This is a genomic window from Bordetella tumbae (assembly GCF_054780995.1).
Genome location: NZ_BAAGVG010000018.1, coordinates 690,018 through 713,280 on the forward strand (window position 1 = coordinate 690,018; position 23,263 = coordinate 713,280).

Genomic DNA, 23,263 nt, shown 5'->3' on the forward strand with positions numbered 1-23,263 from the left:
TGATATCAGGCGAGTTCGAAGGCCGGGTATGCATGTCCCGGGGCGAGCTGATCGACGGCCAGCTTGACGCGCTTTCCCACCGCGATATCAGAGGGAGAGCAATTCAACACGTTGGCAATCATGCGCACGCCCTCGTCCAATTCGACGGTGGCGACACACAAGGGAATGCGTCCCTCTACCCCTGGTCCTGGAATACGCACTACCGTGCAGGCGTAGATAAAGCCTTGACCCGACACCTCACGCCACTCTAGCGTGCGCCGACCGGTATAAAGACTGACTGGGCGTGGATAATGCTGAAAACGCTCGGCTTCTGTGCAGTATTGCAGCACCAGCTTGCCTTCAGCGATGCCATCCCAAAACGGCTTGGTGTCTACATAAACGGACTGGCGTGGAACGGGACGCACAGGTGCCGCGTTGACTACATTGTTTTCGCTCATGATATTCAAGCCTCCAGAACCATGGCCGAGCTGGTTCCCCAGTTGCGACCGTAAGGAATAACGCCAATACCGGTGACCAACGCATTGCGTGGATCATTGACCTGACGGCCGCCACCTTCGCCGAACATCTGACGCACGGCTTCCGCGAGATTGAGGCCGCCACTGGCCAGCCCTGGCTGACCCGCGGAGATCTGGCCACCACCGGTGTTCAGCGGCAGGTCGCCGCTGAACGAGAGATCTGTCCGTTTCGTGAAATCAGAACCCTCACCCATGCCGCAGAAACCGAATGCCTCGAACTGCATCATCACGGCAATGGTGAAATCATCATAGGGCTGGAACATGCGCACGTCCTTCGGCGCCAGCCCCGCTTTACGCAGCACCTCGGGACCTATCTTTGTGAAACCCGACAGTGTGATGTCCGCCAGCGGATCGCTACCATTAAAGTTCGTCACCTCACCATAAGCCACCGGATAGACTTTCTTCTTGAGCCCCAGACGCTTTGCGTTTTCTTCGGTAGTCACGATAAATGCATTGGCCCCATCGCAAAACATGACGCTGTCGAATACACGAAGCGGATCGGAAATGACCCGCGAGTTCATGTAGTCGTCCATGGTCAGTTCTTTCTGGAACTTCTTGTAGCCGTTCTGGTTATGCAGTGCGTGTTGTCGTTGCGTGACAGCAATCTTGCCGAGCGCCTCTGAATCCAAACCGTATTGATGGATATAGCGGCTCATCAGCAGGCCGAAGCTCGCCGGCGGTCCTTGCACTCCGGGAGGGTCCTGGAACTCGCCACGATAAGCGCCGTAGTTCGAGCGCCAGTCAGAACTGGGAGCATCCGCCGACATCACCACGGCCAGCTTGCACATTCCATCACGAATAGCCGACATAGCCCGGGCAATGCCTCCCGTAGCAGAGCAGCCGCCGATTCCTCCGTAATTCAGCCACGTCGGCGTGATGCCGAGGGCCTCCGTCATATACACGGCAAAGAAGGGATTCTGCGCCTCAGACAAGGCCGTCGTCACCGACAGGCCATCAATCTCGCTTTTGTCAATGCCTGTGCTTTCCAACAATAGATCGAGTGCCTCACCGGCCAGGTCATAGGCACTGCGCCCCGTCTTGAAATCAATCGGCGTTTCGGAATAGCCCGCAATGGCGATTTCTCTTTGCTTCATCACTCACTCTCCTTTGAATCCAGGTGTGCGCTTCTCACGGAACGCGTTGAGACCCTCTTGACGGTCTTTCGTGAAATACAACATGAAGGACACGTCCCCCTCGGCCGCCATGCCTTCAGCCAAAGGCATATCCATGCCCCGGTCGATGACGGCCTTGGTAAACATCACCGAAAGCGGTGCATTGCCCGCAATATTGCCGGCTATCTCCCGGGCCTTTTCTATGGCCTTGCCGGCGTCCGTCACGTGGTTGACCAGCCTGAATTCGAGCGCCTCTTGCGCCGTGATGCGCCGGCCGGTCCACATCAGTTCCTTTGCCAGAGCTGGCCCGACCAAGCGGGGCAGCGTTTGGGTGCCGCCACCACCAGGCATGAGGCCCAGTTTGATTTCCGGGAGGCCGAATCGCGCGTTGGCGCCTGCGACAATGATGTCGCCGACCAACGCCAGCTCCAGGCCGCCACCCAGCGCAAATCCCTCGATCGCGCTGATCACCGGTTTGGTAAAGCTGGGCAGTTCGCGAAACAGTTGATTGACCTTGCGCGAACGCTTGCGCTTGCGATAGAAGTCGAAGTACTCGTTGTCACCGATGGTGAACTCGCTGGTGTCGATACCCGTGCAAAAGGCTTTTTCGCTTCCCTGCAGAATCACTGCAGTCACTTCACGCTGGCCTTCCACTTCGTGCAGCACGTCCAGGATCTCCTGGGCCGTGGTTTCGCGAAGCGAGTTCAGTTTTTCTGGCCGGTTGATGGTGATTTCCACCCAACCTTCTTTCTTTTCAAGGATGATATCTTCGTAACTCATCTTCAGACTCTTTCTGCTCGTTTAATGGGTGAGTAATCAAGCCAGTTGTGGCTGCAGCGTAAGCGGAGAATGGGTTTCATCCTCCAGCGGATCTTCGTTACCGATGGCGCGCTCGATCTGTCGATGCATGCGCCGCATGCAATCGCCGTCCAGGCGCTGTTGGGCACTGATCGCCAGCTCAAGGCAAACCCGTGCGGGCGCAGCCAGCACAAGCACGCGATCGGCGATCTCTAACGCGTCTTCGATACGATGAGTCACGAACACGCAGGTCTTGCGTTGCTCACGCACGATCTCGGCGAAATCTCGTCTCAAGGTCTGAGAGGTCACATGATCGAGTTGACTGAACGACTCGTCCAAGAGCACCAACTCAGGATTGACAGCCAACGCTCTCGCCAGAGACACCCGCTGGCGCATTCCGCCCGATAGCTCCGACGGATACTTGTGGCCTGCATTACCCAGCTTGACGCGAGCAAGCCATTCGCGTGCGCGTGCCTGGGCCTCTGCTTTAGGCCGATTGAGTAATAGCAGACCCAGCTCTACGTTTTCCTGCGCAGTACGCCAGGGCAACAGGCGGTCCGTCTGAAAGCTCACGGCCAATTTACCTCTGAGCGCTGTGAAATCACGAGATGGATCAGCGCCTGCGACACGGACCACGCCTTCGTCAGCCGTAGCCGATCCCATGAGTAACGACATGACGGTGCTCTTGCCTGCACCCGTTTGCCCCAGCAGCGCCACGGTCTCACCTTCACGCACTACCATGGTCAGCTGGTCTATGGCGGTGTAGTCCCCGAAACGCTTGGTGACGTCGCGCAGTTCAATGATTAATTTTTCGTTGTTCATTTCAACGCACCTTTGCTTCTTTACGCCAGGAAAGCACTCGTGCTTCGACGACGTTCGCCAACCACTGAATAACGAGATTCAGTACGACCAGAAGAAAGGTCCAAGCCATTACCTGGTCGATGTGAAAGGTCGACTGTGCAAAGCTCATACGTGAACCAATACCAAAAGCCGAAGCGACCAGCTCTGCAAAGATCACCATACGAATGGCATAGCCGATCACCGATTTGGTGGTCAGAAAGATGTAGGGAATGATGTGCGGCGCAACAAGGTATCGCAGCATCTGCCAACGTGTTGGCCTGAAGCTTTCAAGCATGTCGACCCAGTCACTTGAAAGCGAGCGCACACCCTCATATACGTTCAGTGCGTAGAACGGAAGCAGAATTACCGTGAGGATAAAGAAGATGCGCGCCTCTGGGTCTTTGAACCAGAACACAGCCAGCAGCATCCAGCTCAACGCCGGTATGCCAGTATCGACCACAACGAGCGCTTTCAGATAGGGGCCGAATTTCTTCGACGTGCCCATTATCAAGCCGATTGCCACGCCTGCCAGAGCGGAGAACACGATAGCAACCACCAGTCGCCCCAGTGTGATCGCCACATGCATAAAGTCATTAGTCAGCAGGCTCACCAGCGCGTTACCGATGGCCAGCGGCGACGGCATGATGTAGTCGGGCACATACAGACTCGCGACTTGCATGACGGCGCAAATCACGACCACGACGACAAGTAGCGCCTTGAATTCGCTGAGATCCTTTGCCGGTGCCGCTGTATTAACAGCACGCCCTCCATTTGCGTTAGATGCTTGAGCCCGGTTCTGGGGGTTGACGGTAGCGGTCATGTTTCCCGTCTCCCTTACGCCGCGAAGAAACCGTCATCGACGGCCTTCGACAAGGCACCGTTGCGCACCATGAATTCGCTGGCAGCGAGAATAGTTCGACGCCCGTCCTCCTTTTGCATGGAGGTGTGCTTGAACTCGAGACGTTTTGACTCGATTGCGGCCTTCAGCACATCAGGAGACATCCCTGAATTTGCTCCGGCAATCGTTACCGCCTCGTCGGTGTTGCCAACGATGCCGGCGATGCATTGCGCGAATGCGGTGTTCAAGCGTGTGACTACCGACGGATCGCGCGCCACGACGTCCTTGCGAACGGCCACGCCAAAATACGGCAGATCAAGCCCCACCTTGCGACGATATTCCTCCCCTACGTTATAGAGGACACGCATATCCGGCGCGCGTTTCAATCCCGCCGAGACGTTCGGCTCCCACGTCAGCCCTGCATCGGCGCGGTTGGCCATGACCAGTGTGGCCGACGCGGCTGGGTTGTCCACGTTCTGCACTACGGCGTAGCTCTCGATATCCAACCCCGTCAGTTCCTTTAGCACGGCTCGCGTCATGCGATACGTGCCTGTGGACTGCGGCGCAGCAAGGGTTTTTCCCTTTAGATCCTGGATACTGTTGACGCCCTGAGCCTGGGTGATGAGGTTGATCATGTTGCCGGTCGTCACGGAGCAGACGTATTGCACCGGCACCGACGAGAGGTACCTGGACGCGAACGTGTCCCAACTGCCAATACACACGTCATAATTGCCCGCCACGAAATCGTTGTAGTAGGTGGTGACCGATGTGTAGGCCGTCGGTTTCCCTAGCTGCAAGTCGTTGGCCTTGTCGATGCCCTTGGCCACCATATAGTCGGTCAATAATGTCGTGAAGCCAGGGGTCAAATTGGCCCAGCGCAATCTCGCCGCTGCAGCGCGGGCTGGCTGAGGCACGGCAAGAAGCCCGAGCATTGCGCCGGAGGTCAGTGCCGTTGCGGCGCGCAGCAACGAGCGCCTGGAAAGTCGTTGGTCAAGCACGTTTGTCTCCTAATTCTCGATGGACTGTCTGTTTCACACCAGAGATTGCCGTTTGTGTCTCGGCTTGGTTGTGGAATGAATTCTAGGAACCCACGCGTATTACGAATAGGGACATATCTGGTCCGCCCGTTCCACTGGTGGAACGTTTAGCCAGCGGCACCGCCCGCCCCAGGGACAAACCACCATTGCGTGCGGGCTGTCCTCTGGTACGATGAATTTCATCCGGTAGAAACTAAAATAAGTCCGCTCTGTTCCATGCATGGAACCTGTGCGCCGCCTAAGAGATTAGGGCCTCCCCGAACCGCGTTTGGTCTACGCGAAAAAAATGTCCGAGAAAATCGATCTCAACTCATTGCGCCTCTTTTTTGAGGTAATCAATGCGCAAAGCATCACTCGCGCATCCAAAGAAACAGGAGTACCGAAGTCGACGATCAGCAGAAAGCTCTCGGCTTTGGAAAAACAAGTCGGCACCGCATTGCTAAAGAAGGGCAGCCGCAAGCTTGGAACCACCGAGGCCGGTTCACAGTTCTACGAACACTGCCGTCGCATTGTCGATGAAGCCGAACTGGCTCAAGCCGCCTCCACGCAGGTACAGAACCAACTGCGAGGGATCTTGCGAATCAGCATCCCCGTGGACTTTGGTATGTCTTGGATTGGACGCGCGCTGTCAGAATTCATGCTGGCGTATCCGGACATTGTCTTAGAGGTCGATGTCAACAGCAGAATCATTGATCTCCGCGAGGAAGCCTACGACCTCACAATACAGTTGGGACCATTGCAGGATACGGATCTGACTTACCGCCGGCTCACGACGTTGACGAGAGGCGTTTACGCCAGCCCCGAGTATCTGCAACGACGCGGGATTCCCTACGCAGTGGATGATCTGCACAAGCACGACTGCATTGTCACGGCACAACAGAAACATGATGGAATATGGACGTTGCGAAACAGTGCCTCGCACCGCTTTGCCACCATCCACGGAAAAGTCGTTGTCAACAACATATCAATCGCCAGGGAAATGGCGATCGCGGGCGTCGGAATGTGCATGCTGCCGAATGTCATGTGCACCAATGACCTCAAGGCAGGCAGGCTTCACCGCGTATTAGAAGACTGGCGCAGTCCATCAATGCATGTGACGGCCATGGTTCTGAGTCGTCGTGGCATGCCGAAAAAGATCCGAACTTTCTTGGATTTCTTTTCTGAGAAACTCAATGTGGATGAGTCACTTCTGAGTGCGTAGTGAAGACGTTGACGCGCCAGAGCGCTGGGTGGCGCAGCAGCTCAGGCTGATGTCCTCCTAAAGATCAACTAGCCTGAGGTTGATGGCTTATGGTCACCTGCCGACTTCTCTAGTGTGAGACGGCCCCCTTCAAGGAATGAGATCAATTGCTCAAACCGGTAGAAACAGACCCTCACCGATGCAAACGGCCGTTTGCGCCTCAATGGCGCCACGGAATGCTTTCGCGGCTAAGCTCACGGGCCGTCCCTCGGCGACAGCAAGCATGCGCGTAACGGAAAAACTTCGAATCGGCACGGCGACGAGATCCTTCCAAATCGTCGATGTCCGTGCGACGGAACTCGGCATTACCACCACGCCAAGCCCAGCGTGGGCGAGCTGCGCGGCACCTTCGCCGCCATCGATCTGGATGATAGGCTCCACTGCGCCGTGCTGTGCTTCAAAGCTATTGCGCAGGCCGAGGGAAATGATGATCGGAAGCTTGCGCAGCTCTCTCGCGTGCACGCTGGCGCGAGTGGCCAGTTTGCTGCCACCGGGACAGAAAACGGAGATCTCCTGCTCCAGCAAAGGCGTAAAGCGGATGTGCTCCCGGTTGCCTGGATCAGAGACAATGGCCATGTCGATAGTGCCGGCAGAGAGACGATGTAACGCATCCTCAGTCGGGCTCTCGGTCAACTCAAGCCGGATCAAGGGGAACCTTTCCCGGAAATCCATCGCGGTCCGCCCGTACAGAGCTTGCCCCACCGTCGGTGCTGCCGACATACGGACCGTGCCGCGCACATCGTGATTGAACCCGCGCATCCCGCGGTTGAAGTCGGATACGTCCTGAGTCGCGCTCTGCACTTCACGCAGGATGAATCTGGCCCGCTCCAGGAACATGAGGCCACTATCTGTCAGTTCCACGCCCGCAATACTGCGGATGAACAACGGGCCGCTCATGTTTTCCTCTAGCAAGCGTATCTGTCGGCTGACGGCGGATTGAGCCACGTGCAGCACGGCGGCGGCCGCGCTGATGCTGCCCTTGTCCGCCACCGCCAGAAAATATCGTATCTGTCGCAGATCCATTCCAACCCCTTGATCGATATCCATGCCTATTTTCGCTAGAGAGTATCTGAAATATATTCTTTTTAGTTGGATTTGTATGGCTCAGAATCGATACCGCTAACCAAAAGAATGGAGACCTTCATGACCACCCTACATGTTGCACCCAGTGCTATTCGGTCTATTTGGGCACGCTTAAGAACACAATCGCTTATACCCGTGCCTTTGCACTCGCTGCCATGCTGTTGTGCAGCGTAGCGAACGGTCAATATCCAGAAAAGCCCGTGCGCGTCGTCGTGCCCTTCGCAGCAGGCGCAGGTGCCGACATTGCTTCGCGCTTTATGGCAGATAAGCTGAGCGCGATGTGGGGCGAGGGCGTGGTGGTCGAGAACATGGTCGGGGCCAACAGCATCATTGGTGCTCAGCAGGTTGCGCGCGCCCGCGGCGACGGCTATACGCTGCTCGTGCCCAACGACACTACCCTGGCGGCGAACCCATGGTTGTATGCCAAGCTTCCCTATCGCCCGCTGGAGGACTTTGCGCCTATCGCACTCATTGGAGAAACTCCCTTCGTGCTAGTCGCATCGCCGCAGTTCTCGGCGCGATCGGTCAAAGAATTGGTCGACTTGGCCCGAGCCGAACCGGGCACGATCAATTTTGGCTCCAGTGGTGTCGCCAGCGCGCAGCATCTGCCGATGGAGATGCTTATGCACGACGCGCATATCAAATTGACGCATGTTCCGTACAAAAGCGCGTCAGATGCGGCAATAGGAGTGGTGGGCGACCAAATACAAGTCATGTTCGCAGGAGTGTCCGCAGTATTGCCGTTTCTGCAGTCCGGCCGACTCGTTCCTCTGGCAGTGAGTTCGGCAGAGCGGCTCGCTGTACTTCCTAACGTGCCCACAATGGCCGAGTCCGGCTTTTCCGGCTTTCGATACGGCGCATGGCTGGGCTTTGTCGCGCCCGGTGCCACGCCAACGCCAATCATCAACAAGATCAATTCCGACATTGACAATGTCCTGAGGCAGCCCGATACACGTGAACGACTTGTCGCCTTGGGCTTTCTTCCCGCCGCGCCGGCCACGCCAGAAGCATTCCGCAAGCATATCGACGACGAGACCGTACGCTACGGCAAGCTGATCCGAAGCGCCGGCATTGAGCGGTCACGCTAAGCAAACCAAATGTCCACGAATCCGAGCTGAACTATGCGTATCATCGCCCTTCATGAAGCCGCATTTCCGGTGCAAAGCACCATGCGCAATGCCGTATTCTCCTTTGCGGAGATGACCACCTCGATCGTCTCCGTGAAACTGGACCCTGGGGCCGGCGGAGTCCCGGTGACGGGTTACGCCTTTAACTCTACCGGCCGCTACGCGTGCGGCCAATCCATGCGGGAACGCTTTTTCCCGCGTCTGCTGCGTGCTACGCCTGAGTCGTTGCTCGATGCTGCCGGGGTGCTCGACCCAACAAAGGCGGTGGCGACGATGCTTATCGGTGAAAAGCCGGGTGGCCACGCCGAACGATGTATCGCCATCGGCACAATCGAGACCGCTCTGTGGGATGCGATAAGCAAGGCGCAAGACTTGCCCACTGCGGAAGTTCTGGCCCGTCGCTATCTCGACGGCTCGATGCAACAAAAGGTCCCCGTGTACGTAGGAGGCGGTTGGTATCGCCCGGGCGGCGTGCCGCAAGACGTGGCCGACGAGATCCGTTCACACCAGGACAACGGCTACACGCATGTCAAGATCAAGGTCGGTGGAGTCCCGCTGGACGAAGATCTGCGGCGCATCGAATGCGCCCTCGGTGTGCTGCCTGACAGCGGGCATTTGGCAGTCGATGCCAACTGCAAATTCGGGCGTGACGATGCGCTGGCCTATGCTGCGGCGCTGGCGCCATACCGGCTGCGCTGGTTCGAAGAGCCCTGCGACCCGAACGATTTCTCGTTGATGGCCGAAATAGCGTCCGTCTACGCGCCGCCACTGTCGGCAGGCGAGAACCTCTACGGCATGCAGGACGTTGTGAATCTCATCCGGCTGGGCGGGTGGCGCAGTGGGCAGGATCTGATCCAGGTCGATCCTCCGCAGTCCTATGGCCTGGATGCCTTCTCGACTATGGTGCTGGATCTGCAAGCGCAGGGTTGGCAGGCGACGAGTCACTTCCCGCACGGTGGCAACCAAATGTCGTTGGCCTTGGCAGCCGGTCTCGGCCTGGGAGGCTGCGAGGCCTATCCCGGTGTATTCGGTTCCTTCGGTGGCTTTGCGGACAGTACTGTGGTGGAGGATGGCTATGTGCAGCCGCCGCAACTGCCTGGCATCGGCTTCGAGGGCCACACTGCCTTGTACGCATTGATGCGTACGGTTGGCGCGGACTGACGGCCCGTGGCTCATTCAGAGTCAAGCCGACGTCATACGTGCGGCACGACTTAATTTTTTACTCTGAGAAATGCACATGAACTTTGTCACCTTCCGTACTGCAGCCGATGCTACGCCACACCTCGGTGCAATCGTGGGCGAATCAGTCGCCATCCTTCCTGGCGACATGATCGGCCTTTGCGAAAAGGGTGCTGCCGGCATTGCGGCCGCCGCCGAGATGGCTGCTGAGATACCCGCTGCAGAACGCCAACCCCTGGCCGCCGTTGAACTGCTGCCGGTAGTGCCGCGCCCCGGTAAGATAATCTGCATGGGGCTCAATTACGCCGATCACGCACTCGAGGGCGGCAACGACAAGCCAGAGTATCCGAGCTTTTTCTTGCGTTGCCCTTCGTCCCTAACCGCTCATGGCGCGCCCCTGAGGCGGCCACATGTCTCCACCAGGCTGGACTTCGAGGCCGAACTCGCCGTGGTTATCGGTAGGACCTCTCGCCACTTGGTCGCCACCGACGCCCTGGAAGCTGTGGCAGGTTATTCGTGCTTTAACGATGGCACGCTGCGCGACTATCAGCGCAAGTCCGCGCAGTGGACAATCGGCAAAAATTTCGACGAGACGGGCTCCTTTGGTCCCTGGCTGGTTCCGGCTTCGACATTGCCCGCGGGTGCCCGCGGCTTGAAGATCGAGTCTCGTTTAAATGGAACAGTCATGCAGCGCAGTAACACGGCGCACATGCTCTTTCCAGTGGTGGAAACGCTCTGCCTCATCACAGAGGTCATGACCCTGGAACCTGGTGATGTGATCATCATGGGAACGCCGGCAGGCGTCGGGTATGCTCGCACACCACCGGTATGGATGAAGGCCGGCGACACCATCGAGATCGAGATCGAAGGGATCGGCATTCTGTCGAATCGGATCGAAGACGAGGTTGACGGCAACGTTAAGATCGTGGCTGGAGCCGATACATAGAAGGAGGGAGGGCCATGGTAACTACGCCCGCTGTTCAGTCATCGGTGTTTACGAGTTCCGCTCGGTTGCCAGCTCTCGTCGCAGAGCATTCCATTCCTCAGCGCCGAATCGACGGAACACGGATGTAACATCCTCTGTCGAGGGAGGTAGCTTCCCGTCGATTCGCAATCGCGCTAGCGCGGCATCGCCAGCGGCCAGCATGGTGGTGAGTAGCAGGCCGGGCGCGATAGCGATGCGGTAGCCCATCTCTTGCACTTGATGCATGGGCAATATAGGAGTCCGGCCATTTTGCACCAGGTTCAATAGACAGGGGCCTTTTACACGCCGCGGAATCTCGCGGACCTCGTCGAGCGTCTGTGCCGCTTCTACGAACGCCACGTCGGCGCCGGCATCTAGCGCTGCGTTGGCACGCCAGATTGCCTCGTCCATGCCTTCGACGGCACGAGCGTCGGTTCGGGCGATGAGTGCCAACTCTGCTGAGCGGCGGGCTCGCACTGCTGCCCGGATCTTCGCGATGAATTCCTGCCTGGGTACGATTGACTTCCCATCGAGGTGACCGCAGCGCTTGGGCGAAACCTGGTCTTCTAGTTGTATCGCCGTCACTCCGCACGCCTCGAACTCACGCGTGGTTCTGGTGACGTTGAGGTCATTGCCATACCCCGTGTCTGCGTCGGCTATCAGAGGGATGGCGATAGCGCGCGCCATGGATGCTGCGTTGTTTACCATCTCGTCAAGCGTAAGCAGGCCGAAGTCGGGATATCCCCGGGCGGCGGACGTGCCCGCACCAGTCATATAGACCGCGTCAAAGCCGGCCTGTTCGATCATGCGCGCACCGATCGCGTCGTAGGCGCCAGGCGCGACGATGAGCGATTCGGATGTTAGCTGCTCACGTAGTGTGGTGGTTGTCTTCTTCATTCGGATTCCTTCAATGCAAACTCATTGAGGTGACCGGAAGGCAACGCATGGATTCCCGGGTCGGGGGGCAGCTCCACGCCGAACGAGCGCTTCAGAACATCCGAAATCAGTTCGTAGTAGGCGCCGATTCGAATGACCTCGAGCGTATTGAAGTTGATAACTGTGCCGGCCCGCTGGTAGATATGGGCACGACGCAGACCGTAATCGATGGTGATGTCGGCCAGATCACGAAGTACTTGCGGGACGTCCTCGACACGGTATCGAGAACCCGTACCCGTCAAATTGGCCGAGGAACCGAGCAGTGGTACGCACTCCGCATAGGCGAGTGCGCACAGTGCTTCGTGAAAAGGACCCGCGTTCAATAGCAGCGCGAGCGTGTCTGAAGCGGTGCTCGCACGTACCAGATCAGGATCGAGTTTACGCATCACAGGATGGTCAGTTCGGAATGTGCCGACTACGGCGACGGGGAGATTGTGATCGACGACGAGCGCTTCGACCATTTCTTGCGCTCTTCGATCGAGCGTGTGTAGTTCGCGCTGGGTGTCCAGATTTGCACCCATGGCGTTGCGTTTATGCGTGCCTCGCTGCTTGCTGACGAAGATTTTTTTTAGCGGATCCAGACTAGAGCCACACAGCGCATAGCCGGTATCGTTAGGCACCAGCGCGATACCACCCCGCTTGATGACATCAATAGTTCGGCGGGCGTCGCCCGCAATATCTAGGGTGGGCATGTCAAGTCTCCTGGTGAATGGGTTTAAGCCCAATGTCTGCGGATCGTACGTTGATGAGTTGCTCTACTGTGGGACGACGCCCGCCGCCTTGATCAGATCGCGCCAGCGTAGCCTTTCAGCGGCGATGAAATCACCGAACGCCGGTCCTGTGAGTCCTTTGACAACGACGGAGTTCTGGTTTTCTATTGCCTTCTCGAATTCAGGGTCGTTCAGTGTCATTTGCAACGCCGTCTCCAGTTTTGTCACCGCGTCGCGTGGTGTTCCTGCCGGCACCAGCAGTCCGAACCACGCTCTCAGGTTGATTTCCGGGTAGCCCAGTTCGGCGAAAGTCGGCACGTCGGGTAGTTCATGCAGCCGCTTGTTAGCCGTCGTGGCCAAGGCAGCAAGCGAGCCGCTCTGAACTTTGGGTGCAACGGAAACGGCATAGTCGAACATGAAGTCGATGTTCCCTGATAGCAGTGCAGTCATCCCGTCTGTACTACCTCGGAACGGAACATCGGTCATTTTCGTTTTCGTCATCTGTTGTAGAAGTTGATTAGCCAAATTCATTGCGCTTCCCGGACCTGCACTACCGACGTTGAGGTCCCCGGGATGTTGGCGGGCGTAGGCTAATAGCTGCTCGAGATTCCGGAAGTCATGATGCTTTCCGAGGGCAAGCACGAGGGGACTTTCCGAAAACGCACCGATCGGTTCGAAGGACTGTTCGGAATACGGCAGTTTTTTATATATCCACGGGTTGGTGGCTAGCGTGCCAGATGCGCCAAATAGCAACGTGTATCCATCAGGCTTCGCGTTGGCGACGTACTGTGTACCTACGATGCCAGAAGCCCCTGCCTTGTTTTGCACAATGACCGTAGCGCCGAGATGATCGGTCAAATTTCTTGCCAGCGTACGGGCAGCGAGATCAGTCGCTCCACCGGGAGGAAATGGAACAACGAAAGTGATAGGTCGCGCCGGATACTGCTCTGCGGCATGCGCAGCACCGAACAAAAAAGGAACGATCAGGGCTAGTAAAGCGATTTTTTTCATGGCTATCTCGATGTCAACGAGTGAATGTTCGGCGAATCAGTGAGACGACGTCTTCGTAGTCATCCTCTGTGACGAGTGGGGCAGCGTCGGCCTCTAGGCAATGAATGACGATCACGGCGTCTACATCAGGCAGGACGCCAATAAAGTGGCCACGTGCGCCAAAGGCGGTAAATGCGTGTCGACCATTCGATGAAGGCGCTACCCACCACATGCCGCCGTAGTGGGAAAACATTCCTTTCAAACCCGTCGTGGATATCGGTTGGGTGATCGACTTTAGCCATTCTGCCGGCACAAGGCTCTGGCCTTTGAATTCACCCTGATCGAGGCAAAGCTGACCAAACGCCGCCAGGTCATCGGCGGTCATCGAGAACTGATAGTACGGCGCTCGAATGCTGGCGCCGAGATAATCGTCTCGATACAAGTAGTTTCCGTGCTCAAACGGATCGAAGTGTTTCAGTCCCATTGGTTGAGCGATCAGGCGATCAAACGCTAGAAAGACACTTTTCCCCGTCAATTGTTCGAAAAGCAGGCCGGCAACATTGAAATCCCAGTTGTTGTAGAACCACTTCGAGCCGGGTTCAAAGGCTCCTCGTAGAGGGCGTGGATCATGAAGCCAATGACGTTGGCCAGGACGGCTGCGCAGCGGCGGGTAGTCTGCGGTATCTCCAGGTTGCTTGGGCGTTGGCAGATAGATTCCCGATCGGGCACAGAGCAGTTGCCATAATGTGGCTTGTCTCTCGTGCTCTGTCAGGCCGGGCATTTCATCAAAGCCCGTTGCCCGCAGCGTCAGGTTGGTGTCGATATCTCCCTGTCGAACGGCGACGCCATAAAGGGCCCCGAGTAGCGATTTACGTACGGAATTGACCGGGCCGGGCCGGTCGCAGGGGCCGAGCCGTAACACGGGCTTGCCTTGATGGTGCAGCACCAGCGCAACTGAATCGCCGCGCGATGTGGCCCAATGCGCAATGTCATGGAGATTCGTCGCCATGTCGGCTGACTGTGTTGTCATATGTCTCCTCCGGGATTTTTCCTTTCAGCTGTTAATCCCTGTTAGTTTGAATGGCGTAATGCGTTCCACTCGTCCGCGCCGAATCGCTGAAAGCCCTTTTGTAAAGCGTCTTGCCCTGTTGCGACCTTTGGAAGCCTGGTGTCGGCCAGGTCGGCCAATACTTGATCGAACGTGGCAATGGCTGAACGGAGCAATATTCCTGGGAGAATTGCCAACCGATATCCCATCGCCTGAACGTCATCAAGGCTAACCACAGGTGTCTTTCCTCCTGGAACGATGTTCAGCATGCATGGACCTCGCACCTGCTCGGGGATGGCCGCCATCTCATCGACAGTTTGAGGCGCCTCTACGAACACCATGTCGGCGCCCGCGGCGAGAGCGTCATTGGCGCGGCCGATAGCCTCGTCAAGTCCGTGTGAGGCGCGTGCATCGGTCCGCGCAATGATAAGAAAGTCTGGATCACGCCGCGCCTGTACTGCGGCGCGGATCTTGATCAGAAATTCTGCTCGCGAGACGATTTCTTTACCGTCAAGGTGGCCGCATCGTTTCGGTGACACTTGATCTTCAATGTGCAGTCCCGCAACCCCTCTTGCTTCATACTCGCGAACGGTTCGGGTGACGTTCAACTCGTTACCGTAGCCCGTATCGGCATCGGCGATAAGCGGTATCGAGACGGAACGCGCAATCACGCCGGCGTTTTCGGCCATTTCAGTCATCGTCACCAGACCGAAATCGGGAAACCCTCGTGCGGCGGAGGTACCCGAGCCGGTCATGTAGACCGCCTCGAAACCTGCCTGTTCGATGGTACGTGCTGAAATAGCGTCATAGGCTCCAGGCGCGATAAGCAGTTTGCTGCGTTGGAGTAATAGCTTGAGACGTTGCGGATGGCTCATTGGTCGCTTCAGTTCGTGTTGGCTTGATATGGGTTGGCGGGCAACTCCACGCCGAAGCGTTCACGCAATACGTCCGCAATCTGGTCGTAGCAGATCCCAAAGCGGACGACCTTGAAGTCACGGAAGTCAATCTGCGTACTTGACAGGCTGCGTGTCTGGCTGTGTTTCGATGGACCGTAGTCGATGACTAGATCGGCGGCGGCCAGGACCTCGGGTTCGATGTCTTCCACTCGATACTTGGTGCCTTTGAGCGAGGCATTGGCCGACGACCCGATGAGGGGAAACTGGTGCTCCCAGCTCAGTTTGGCAATTTCGTCGCGAAGTGTTCCCGCATTCATTAGAAAATTGACGGTCCCGTCGCGGGTGGCCATGCCACGCAGGAACGGTGTCAATTTACCCATGAAAAGGTCATCCTCCGCAAACGGGGCGATCACGGACAGCGGTAGGTCATGTTCTTGCACGATGACCCGAATCATTTCCTTTTTTTCGTCCGACAGAACGTGCACTTTGCGATGTATGTCGTAGCTGCCACTCACACCGCTGGCGCGATCATAGCTACGGTTTTTCGCTGCATAAACTTTGTGCAAGGCGTCGTCTGTAGCGCAGAGTACGGCGTACGAAACGTCGTAATGAAGGATGACGACACCGCCAGAGTGCAGGCATTGGAATGCCTTCTGGGCATCCTTCTTGATGGTGTCGATGTCAGGGATTTGTTTGGTGCTCATGAAGCATTCCTTTCCATACATTGAATAATTGTTTTGGTGTCTCAGGGGAGGGTGCCGAAACCCATTTCTGGCATCGGTTTATCAAATCATATTAACGTTATACCATTATGTCAATATAGAAAAAAATGAGACGAATTCGTGTGCAACGTAGCTCGGCTGTCTGAGAGGTACCTGATGGGGTAGGAGTGCGACGCATCGTCTGATGCGTGCTTATTCGCCCGCGATCATCATGATGGGGCGGGAAGATATAGAACGGAGATTGGCTGTTGACCCGTTATTGGCGGTTATCGATGGGTCGGTGATAGATGAGAAACTGAAGTGATCGTCGCAAGATCACTTCAGTGTGGCGTCGCGAGCGAGCCACGTGTCGTTCGGACGCTGCGGGGATCGTGGGGACCGAGGAATCTCTCGCGGCGAGGCTGCCAGGGTTCTATGATCCCTGTTGGTCGTGCACCAGTCTGCTGGCGATGCTTTTTTGCATCTCCGGAGGTGAATTCAATAACACGCGGCTTCGTTCCGGATTGGCATGGATGGTGAGGTGTTCCACGGGCCGTTCATTTTGGTCATACACAAGGCGCGTGACCCGCAAAAGCGGCGCCCCTACCTCGGCGTTGAGTAGTTTGGCGAATTGTGGGTTCGCTGACACGGCAGTGATTTCCTCGATCACTCGCCCGAATTCGACGCCTTGGTCGATCAGAAATTGATAGAGCGGCCTACGTTTCAGGCGTGCCAGAGTGACGGTCTTGCCCAAGTCTAATGGTACCCAAGCCTCTGTCACCATCAGCGGGACCTCGTCGGTATGGCGCAAACGGGCTGCGTAGACAGCTTGCTCGCCACTGTGCAACTGCATCTGAAACGCCACGATGCCAGGGGGGGCGGCAGTTCGAACCTCGAGCACATGAACCTGAGTTTCTTGCCCTCTTTCCTTGATCGCATCCAGGAAGCTGACGGCGTTGAACGAAGGTGGGTCCGGAAGATTAGAGCTGACAAAAGTGCCTCTACCTTGCTGGCGTTCCACGAGCCCTTGCTGGCTCAGATCGGACAGTGCCCGTCGTACTGTGATTCTGGAAACGCCAAAGTAATTGCACAACTCATCCTCGTTAGGCAACAACGCTCCTGGCGCATACACCCCTCGCATGATCTGCTCGCGCAGGACCAGGTACAGCTGGCGGTGCAGGTTGGTGCCGGGTGTTTTGACGAGCTTTTCTTGTTGGATGGTCACGTTAATCGCCTGCATGGGGAGGGTTCACACGCCACATTGTATCGTGACTGCCAAGTCATTATAATGTTATCGTGTTATGATGTTTTCAGTTTAAATCGTCACTTCGATCATCATGAAAACCGCGCTCATCCTCCTCGACTACATCGTCGACATCATGCATCCCTCGGGCAAAGTGGCGCGTTCGGCCGCACAGGCGGTCGAACGCGGCGTCGTCCAGAAAGCCAACATGGCCTTGGCGCATGCCAGGGCCAACGGATGGCTGCCCATCCTGGTAAAGGTGGGCTTTCGCAGCGGCTATAACGAGCTGTCGCGACAGTCCCTTATGTTTGGTAAAGCTGCCGATTTTGGCGCCCTGCAATTGGGCGGGCCAGGCACGGCGTTTCATCCCGATCTCCAGGTCCAGAACACCGATTGTGTGATCGTAAAACCGCGCATCAGCGCTTTTTACAGCACCGGGCTCGAGGCGCTATTGCGTGCGCAGCGGATCGAGCGCCTGGTGATTGCTGGGGTCAGCACGACATGGGCCGTGCAAGCTACCGCGCGCGACGCACACGACAGGGATTATCAGGTGGTTGTTCTCGAAGACGCTTGTGCGGCGGCACACGCCAGCGAGCATGGCGCCTCCATTCATCAGTTAGCTACCATCGCACAGATCATCCGGACCACGGATATAACCGAGCTCTAGGTCTTAGAACTCGCCACGCACACCAATACACTCCATCCGATTAAACATGTCGCAGCCCTTCACCCCGAAAACCTTGTTTGACAAGGTCTGGCAGCGCCACGCCATCCTGGAAAGAGACGGCGCGACGCTGTTACACGTCGGACGACATCTGGTCCATGACGGTTCTCGCAATGCCTTCCAACAACTCCATGATCATGGTTTGCTGTTGCGACGGTCCGAGCGCACGTTTGCGACTCCAGACCATTACGTTCCATCAGCCACTCGAAACTTGAGTGACGTGGTGGATGAGAAACGTGAGATGGTGGTGGCATTGAGCCGCAATGCCAAGGCGTTCGGCATACCCATTTTCCCTCTCGGCAACGAATATCAAGGTATCGTGCATGTGATGGGCCCGGAGCTGGGCATCACGCTCCCTGGTCTGGTTATCGTGTGTGGTGATAGTCATACCGCTACACATGGGGCGTTCGGTGCGCTCGCATTTGGTATAGGGACCTCAGAGGTCGCCCACGTGCTGGCGACACAGACACTTTGGCAGATCAAACCCAAGTCGCTGCGCATCCATGTTGCAGGAGAACTCGCCACTGACACGACAGCGAAAGATTTGATCCTGCATATCATCTCTCAAATTGGGGCTAATGGCGCAGGCGGCTACATTGTTGAATATGCTGGCAGCGCAGTGCGGGCCTTGAGCATGGAAGGGCGCATGACACTATGCAACATGTCGATCGAGGCGGGCGCGCGTGCGGGAATGATCGCACCCGATAGCGTGACGTTTGATTACCTGCGTGGCCGGCGATACGCGCCTGATCAAGATTTCGATGCCGCAGTCCAAGACTGGCAGACGTTGCGTACCGACGTGGGGGCCTCGTTCGACCGCGAAGTGCAGTTCAATGCTTCTGCCGTTTCGCCCATGCTGACTTGGGGAACGAGTCCACAGGACGGCGTGCCTGCAGCCGGCTGTGTTCCGGATCCGAGCTCCTTCAGTGACCCTATGCGTCAGGCGGCGGCCCGCAATTCACTTGCCTATATGGGCCTTGAACCGGGGCAAGCCTTGCGTACGCTGGCGGTGAACCGTGTATTCATTGGATCATGTACGAACGGACGGATTGAAGATCTGCGCGCCGCCGCGAGCCTATTGAAAGGCAGGAAGGTGCGCGTTCCTACACTAGTTGTTCCGGGATCGACGAAGGTGAAAACCCAGGCCGAACAGGAGGGCCTGGCGCGGATCCTGATAGAGGCGGGAGCAGAATGGCGCGAATCCGCGTGCTCGATGTGCTCCGGCACCAATGGCGACATCGGCAATCCAGGCGAGCGCATCGTGTCTACCACCAACCGAAACTTTGTTGGCCGGCAAGGCAAGAACGTACGTACCCATCTTGCTAGCCCCCTGACCGCTGCAGCATGCGCGATCGTGGGGCGGCTCATCGACCCGCGTGAACTTCAATGAAACCATTCAGCATCGTCCGCTCTCGACTCATCCCGTTGGATATCAGTAACTGTGACACTGACCAGATCGTCCCTGGTCGGTTTCTGTCTCGAAAGCGCGCTGACGGTTTTGGGAAGCAGCTATTCCATGATCTGCGCTATGAAAATGGTCTCGAACGGCCAGATTTTCCTATGAATAAGCCAGAATTTCGTGGTGCTGAGCTGCTGATTGTCGGGCCAAATTTTGCATGCGGCTCGTCGCGTGAGAGCGCGGTGTGGGCTTTGGTCGACTCGGGCATCCGTGCGGTTCTCGCGCCCAGCTTTGGCGACATATTTTCTAGCAGTGCCTTTAAGAACGGATTGCTTCCCATTGTGTTGTCGACGGCAGAAATTGAGTACCTCATGCGCGAGGCCCGCCTGCATCCAGACCAGGAACTCGATATCGATCTTGCTCACCAGATAGTTCGATGTGCCGATGGCCGGACGCTACCATTCGACGTCGATCCACTACGCAAGCAGATGCTGCTCCTCGGGATGGACGAGATCGCTTTTACGTTGACTCATGAAGATCAGGTGGCGGCCTATGAGCGTGGCTACGACACCCGCCATTCGTGGCTGCGACAGTGAGGGTGTGAGTGTCATTCGCATCGACAGCCCACAACAATAACGACGGAGTAGACAATGCAAGCAAAACGAAGAACGCTGCTGGCCGCGATGGCTAGCCTGCCTCTGGCGGCACGGGCCGCGCCTAGTCACGGTTGGCAACCGCGACGGCCCGTCGATATGTTGATCAGCTATCCCGTTGGGGGAGGTGCCGACAACATTGGCCGTGCACTGGCTAGCCAGATCACCACACAGCAAAAGGGATGGGAAATCATTCCGATGAACAAGCCCGGAGGCGGAGGCTTGATATTTTTGCGTGCGTTGAGTGAAGCGCAACCAAATGGAGGTACCATCGGAATATGTCTAAGTTCTCAACTGACGTTTCCACCTGACGGCGCTCGGACACAGGCCTTCGAACTCGCTAACTACACGCTACTGGGGGCCGTCGCCACCAGTTACCTGACTATCATCGTGAAGAGCAAAGGTCCCATCACGTCGATAGATACCTTTCGGGCGTTCGCCAAGAAAAAGGGGGCAGTCTCGATCGCGGTGAGTCCCACTTTCTCCTGGATCAGCAACGCATTAAGCGACAGCTTGGGCGTACCGGTGATTGGAGTCGTCTATAAAGGCGCCGGCGAGTATCTGCCCGCACTGGTAGGCGGGCATGTGGACTTGGTGCTATGGGCGGGTGGGACTCAGCAGCTCGAGGCAGCGGGCACCATCGACGTCATCGCGACGGTCGCGCCCCAGCGTATGCCGGGTGCGCCGTCTGTATCGACGCTGAAAGAAAGTGGAATACCTGTCGAAGTGGAGTCGCATTTCATTATGCTGGCGCCCAAGGGAATGGATACGAACATCGCCGATGTGTTGATAGATGTCGTGGCGGAAGCAGCACAGAACGCCGTTTTTCAAAACCGTATGGAAGCTCTGCTGGGACGACCCGCGCGATACATCCCACCGAACGAACTTGCACCGCTCATCGAGGCACAGCAGAAGGTAGCGGTTGAGTACGAGTCTCAGTATAGAGAGCGGTGAGAGGTGTAGCTCATTACGACCCCTAGAACCCACATCAAGCGTTTCACCAAAGCGCCTTTTCCTCACCTAAATTCCAATATAGGCCCGCCATCATTTCCAATCCTTGACGAGCGACCCGGGCTAACAGGTGCTCGTTCGGGCCATGTTGCCCGCAGGCGGGGCACGAGTGCGGTATCCATAATGTCGGCAAACCCAATATGTTGCTAATGGCGGCATTGGGGATAGACCTCGCCAAGTTAGGCATAATGACGACGTCTGGCTCGATCGTCTGCCTAACCTCCAACTGCGTGATGAGCCGCCCCGTACGGGACAATTCCTGAAGGTGGCTCATCTTTGGAAAATCGCGTCGAAAACCAAAAAAAGGTTAAGCCAAATACAAAAATTTTAATGTTGTCAGGCTAGGCCACTTGTCACATCATCCTCCTCACTTATCTGGAGGTTCGATCGTGAGAATAATACCGAGTGCCACGGGGTTTGGCGCGGAAGTCATTGACTGCCCGGCCGGACTAAAAGTGACGGATGACGAGCTGAATCAGTTTGTCCGCGCCTGGACGGACCATTCAATTCTGTGTTTTCGAGGCGTGGAAATGACGCCCGCCGAACACGTCGCATTCAGCCGGCGTCTGGGCGAGCTGCATATCATGACGCCCCTCAAATTCAACCTTGAAGGCTATCCCGAGGTGTTCGTCGTATCGAACGCCAGCAAAGCCGACCCATCCAGACCGGTTGAAGGAAACGCTGAAGGTGACGCGGGTTTGCGCCGCGCGGGCGAAGGCTTTCACACGGATGGGGAAGATAAAGCGATTCCCAACACCGGCTCGTTCCTATACGCGCGCCAGGTCCCGCCCGAGCGCGGCGACACGCTTTTTGTCGACATGTATGCAGCGTATGAAGCTCTGCCGGACAGTATCAAGACACTCATTGCCGGGCGGCGTGCGCGATACAGCCGCATCGACCTGCACGCTACCCACTACCCGTTGATGGCGCCTCTCACCGATGACGAAAAGCGCGCACGGCCTGATGTCTACCATCCTTTGGCGCGACGGCACCCGGTCAGTGGTCGGACTTCGCTCTACATCGGGCGCTGGGCCTGCGACGTAGATGGGCTCCCCGCCGAGGAAGGCCAGGCATTGGTCAAGTTCCTTCAGGATTTCGCCAAACAGCCTCAATTCATTTACACGCATAAATGGAAAGTGAGGGATGCCGTGCTCTGGGACAATCGCTGCACCCAACATTGCGCGACCGGCTTTGACGACACGAAATACGTCAGAACGATGCACAGAACCACGCTTGAGGGTGAGCTGCCCATCATGGCACGGTCGAGCGCAGATATCTCGTCGGCGGTGCTAAATGAATATTCGATTTCTTGAAACGGCGCTTTGGCTGGCAAAGCTCAAGAGCATCAAGGCGACCGCCGAAAAGCTCTGCCTGACACAGGCCGCTGTCTCCAGCCGAATCGCCAATCTCGAGCAGGATCTCGGCGCATGCCTTTTCACTCGCGGAGGCGACGGCTTCGAACCGACCTCCGCCGGGATCACGTTTCTCGAGCATGCCGAACGTATTGTCAGCGCACACCAGGCGCTACGAGCATCCATGTTGGACTCGAGCAAATTGTCTGGCTCGCTGCGTATCGGCATGACGAGCACCTTGATTCCGACGATTTTGCCTGGCCTCGTTGATACATTACGAAGAGGCTACCCCGGTATCTCGATCAGCCTCAAAACCGAACTGACCGAGAAATTGCTGAAGGAATTGGAGATCGGACGGGTCGATCTGGTACTGGGCGCGGACAATGAGGCTGTGCACGAACGGTTCGAAGTGGTTCCCCTGTGCTCATTCGCGATGATCTTCGTGGCCAGTCCGAAGCTGGGCGTGGACCTTGTCGATGCCTTGCCTGAAGACCTTGCCCAGTACCCCATCATCGGGTACCCGCCAGGCACCAGATCGCAAGCGCGGCTCGATCGCTATTTCGAGAGCTGTGGCACACGACCTCAGATCATTCATGTCTCTCAAGCCGTGCCTACCAATCTACAGCTCGCCACTTCGGGTATAGGCCTGGCAGCTGTTCCTGAGGCCATCGTCCAACGAGAAATTGCAGCGGGCGAATTAGTGCCCGTCAAACTCAAGCATCCCTTCGTTTCGGTGAACTACCAGGCTGTGTTCCTACGTGATCAAGGGCAAGGCCTGGCCCGAGCGGTAGCCGCCCTCGCGCGCGACGTAGCGGCAAATTATTGCGAATCCGTCGACAAGCGGATCGCGTGGCAATAAAGAGAATC

At 56.9% G+C, this 23,263-nt stretch carries 24 protein-coding genes and 1 pseudogene; 10 read left to right on the forward strand and 15 right to left on the reverse strand.

What is annotated here, in order from left to right:
* Positions 1-5: 5 nt before the first annotated feature.
* Genes ACYVI2_RS18015 through ACYVI2_RS18040 form a run of 6 tightly spaced genes read right to left on the reverse strand, consistent with a single transcriptional unit; the run spans position 6 to position 5,101 of the window.
* On the reverse strand, positions 6-437 hold the full coding sequence (locus ACYVI2_RS18015; RefSeq protein ID WP_415816075.1) for a Zn-ribbon domain-containing OB-fold protein: 432 nt from the start codon (positions 435-437) through the stop codon (positions 6-8).
* Positions 438-442: 5 nt separating this feature from the next.
* Complete coding sequence (locus ACYVI2_RS18020) at positions 443-1,609, reverse strand: thiolase family protein (protein ID WP_415816077.1); 1,167 nt, start codon at positions 1,607-1,609, stop codon at positions 443-445.
* Between the two features lie 3 nt (positions 1,610-1,612).
* Positions 1,613-2,407 (reverse strand): enoyl-CoA hydratase/isomerase family protein, encoded by a 795-nt coding sequence (locus ACYVI2_RS18025; protein ID WP_415816079.1) that lies wholly within the window; start codon positions 2,405-2,407, stop codon positions 1,613-1,615.
* 36 nt (positions 2,408-2,443) lie between these two features.
* Positions 2,444-3,247 (reverse strand): ABC transporter ATP-binding protein, encoded by an 804-nt coding sequence (locus tag ACYVI2_RS18030; RefSeq protein WP_415816081.1) that lies wholly within the window; start codon positions 3,245-3,247, stop codon positions 2,444-2,446.
* 1 nt (position 3,248) lies between these two features.
* Positions 3,249-4,085 carry an ABC transporter permease gene (locus tag ACYVI2_RS18035; protein WP_415816083.1) on the reverse strand — a complete coding sequence of 279 codons (837 nt, stop codon included), beginning with the start codon at positions 4,083-4,085 and terminating at the stop codon, positions 3,249-3,251.
* A gap of 14 nt (positions 4,086-4,099) precedes the next feature.
* Complete coding sequence (locus tag ACYVI2_RS18040) at positions 4,100-5,101, reverse strand: ABC transporter substrate-binding protein (RefSeq protein ID WP_415816085.1); 1,002 nt, start codon at positions 5,099-5,101, stop codon at positions 4,100-4,102.
* A 325-nt stretch (positions 5,102-5,426) separates the two neighbouring features.
* On the opposite strand from ACYVI2_RS18040, the gene ACYVI2_RS18045 reads away from it, so the two are divergent.
* Entirely contained in the window at positions 5,427-6,341 is a 915-nt protein-coding gene (locus ACYVI2_RS18045) for a LysR family transcriptional regulator (RefSeq protein ID WP_415816087.1), read from the forward strand.
* A 150-nt stretch (positions 6,342-6,491) separates the two neighbouring features.
* On the opposite strand, the gene ACYVI2_RS18050 is transcribed toward ACYVI2_RS18045, so the two are convergent.
* Positions 6,492-7,427 carry a LysR family transcriptional regulator gene (locus ACYVI2_RS18050; protein WP_415816089.1) on the reverse strand — a complete coding sequence of 312 codons (936 nt, stop codon included), beginning with the start codon at positions 7,425-7,427 and terminating at the stop codon, positions 6,492-6,494.
* Positions 7,428-7,618: 191 nt separating this feature from the next.
* Between ACYVI2_RS18050 and ACYVI2_RS18055 the strand changes: the two genes are divergently transcribed.
* The 3 genes from ACYVI2_RS18055 (at position 7,619) to ACYVI2_RS18065 (ending at position 10,715) form a co-directional block, all read left to right on the forward strand.
* On the forward strand, positions 7,619-8,551 hold the full coding sequence (locus ACYVI2_RS18055) for a Bug family tripartite tricarboxylate transporter substrate binding protein (RefSeq protein WP_415816091.1): 933 nt from the start codon (positions 7,619-7,621) through the stop codon (positions 8,549-8,551).
* Between the two features lie 33 nt (positions 8,552-8,584).
* A complete protein-coding gene (locus ACYVI2_RS18060) occupies positions 8,585-9,751 on the forward strand; it encodes an enolase C-terminal domain-like protein (RefSeq protein ID WP_415816093.1) in 1,167 nt (388 codons plus the stop codon).
* A 76-nt stretch (positions 9,752-9,827) separates the two neighbouring features.
* Positions 9,828-10,715, forward strand: a complete 888-nt coding sequence (locus ACYVI2_RS18065; RefSeq protein WP_415816095.1) for a fumarylacetoacetate hydrolase family protein — start codon at positions 9,828-9,830, stop codon at positions 10,713-10,715.
* 48 nt (positions 10,716-10,763) lie between these two features.
* Here ACYVI2_RS18065 and ACYVI2_RS18070 read toward each other — a convergent pair whose 3' ends face one another.
* The 7 genes from ACYVI2_RS18070 to ACYVI2_RS18100 all read right to left on the reverse strand — a co-directional run bounded on the left by ACYVI2_RS18070 (position 10,764) and on the right by ACYVI2_RS18100 (position 17,239).
* The gene (locus ACYVI2_RS18070) at positions 10,764-11,630 is read right to left on the reverse strand and encodes an isocitrate lyase/PEP mutase family protein (protein ID WP_415816097.1); all 867 of its coding nucleotides are present in this window, start codon (positions 11,628-11,630) and stop codon (positions 10,764-10,766) included.
* Entirely contained in the window at positions 11,627-12,361 is a 735-nt protein-coding gene (locus tag ACYVI2_RS18075; protein ID WP_415816099.1) for a Sua5/YciO/YrdC/YwlC family protein, read from the reverse strand. Before ACYVI2_RS18075 ends, ACYVI2_RS18070 begins: the two co-directional genes overlap by 4 nt.
* 63 nt (positions 12,362-12,424) lie before the next feature.
* Positions 12,425-13,390 (reverse strand): Bug family tripartite tricarboxylate transporter substrate binding protein, encoded by a 966-nt coding sequence (locus ACYVI2_RS18080; protein WP_415816101.1) that lies wholly within the window; start codon positions 13,388-13,390, stop codon positions 12,425-12,427.
* A gap of 13 nt (positions 13,391-13,403) precedes the next feature.
* Positions 13,404-14,399 carry a serine hydrolase domain-containing protein gene (locus ACYVI2_RS18085; protein WP_415816103.1) on the reverse strand — a complete coding sequence of 332 codons (996 nt, stop codon included), beginning with the start codon at positions 14,397-14,399 and terminating at the stop codon, positions 13,404-13,406.
* 41 nt (positions 14,400-14,440) lie between these two features.
* Entirely contained in the window at positions 14,441-15,292 is an 852-nt protein-coding gene (locus tag ACYVI2_RS18090) for an isocitrate lyase/PEP mutase family protein (RefSeq protein WP_415816105.1), read from the reverse strand.
* Positions 15,293-15,300: 8 nt separating this feature from the next.
* Positions 15,301-16,017, reverse strand: a complete 717-nt coding sequence (locus ACYVI2_RS18095; RefSeq protein WP_415816107.1) for a Sua5/YciO/YrdC/YwlC family protein — start codon at positions 16,015-16,017, stop codon at positions 15,301-15,303.
* A 430-nt stretch (positions 16,018-16,447) separates the two neighbouring features.
* Complete coding sequence (locus ACYVI2_RS18100; protein WP_415816109.1) at positions 16,448-17,239, reverse strand: GntR family transcriptional regulator; 792 nt, start codon at positions 17,237-17,239, stop codon at positions 16,448-16,450.
* Between the two features lie 112 nt (positions 17,240-17,351).
* Between ACYVI2_RS18100 and ACYVI2_RS18105 the strand changes: the two genes are divergently transcribed.
* The 4 genes from ACYVI2_RS18105 to ACYVI2_RS18120 all read left to right on the forward strand — a co-directional run bounded on the left by ACYVI2_RS18105 (position 17,352) and on the right by ACYVI2_RS18120 (position 20,987).
* Complete coding sequence (locus tag ACYVI2_RS18105) at positions 17,352-17,924, forward strand: cysteine hydrolase family protein (RefSeq protein WP_460490329.1); 573 nt, start codon at positions 17,352-17,354, stop codon at positions 17,922-17,924.
* Between the two features lie 73 nt (positions 17,925-17,997).
* On the forward strand, positions 17,998-19,371 hold the full coding sequence (leuC, locus tag ACYVI2_RS18110) for a 3-isopropylmalate dehydratase large subunit (protein ID WP_460490330.1): 1,374 nt from the start codon (positions 17,998-18,000) through the stop codon (positions 19,369-19,371).
* On the forward strand, positions 19,368-19,976 hold the full coding sequence (leuD, locus tag ACYVI2_RS18115; RefSeq protein WP_415816113.1) for a 3-isopropylmalate dehydratase small subunit: 609 nt from the start codon (positions 19,368-19,370) through the stop codon (positions 19,974-19,976). The genes leuC and leuD overlap by 4 nt, the downstream gene beginning before the upstream one ends.
* A 54-nt stretch (positions 19,977-20,030) precedes the next feature.
* The gene (locus ACYVI2_RS18120; RefSeq protein ID WP_415816115.1) at positions 20,031-20,987 is read left to right on the forward strand and encodes a Bug family tripartite tricarboxylate transporter substrate binding protein; all 957 of its coding nucleotides are present in this window, start codon (positions 20,031-20,033) and stop codon (positions 20,985-20,987) included.
* Between the two features lie 43 nt (positions 20,988-21,030).
* On the opposite strand, the pseudogene ACYVI2_RS18125 reads toward ACYVI2_RS18120, so the two are convergent.
* Positions 21,031-21,234 (reverse strand): annotated as a pseudogene (locus ACYVI2_RS18125) (M20 peptidase family dipeptidase); the annotation flags it as partial.
* Positions 21,235-21,433: 199 nt separating this feature from the next.
* Between ACYVI2_RS18125 and ACYVI2_RS18130 the strand changes: the two are divergent.
* Together ACYVI2_RS18130 and ACYVI2_RS18135 are read left to right on the forward strand one after the other, a co-directional pair.
* Positions 21,434-22,357 (forward strand): TauD/TfdA dioxygenase family protein, encoded by a 924-nt coding sequence (locus ACYVI2_RS18130; RefSeq protein ID WP_415816510.1) that lies wholly within the window; start codon positions 21,434-21,436, stop codon positions 22,355-22,357.
* Complete coding sequence (locus ACYVI2_RS18135; protein ID WP_415816117.1) at positions 22,338-23,255, forward strand: LysR family transcriptional regulator; 918 nt, start codon at positions 22,338-22,340, stop codon at positions 23,253-23,255. Before ACYVI2_RS18130 ends, ACYVI2_RS18135 begins: the two co-directional genes overlap by 20 nt.
* The last annotated feature ends 8 nt before the right edge of the window (positions 23,256-23,263 follow it).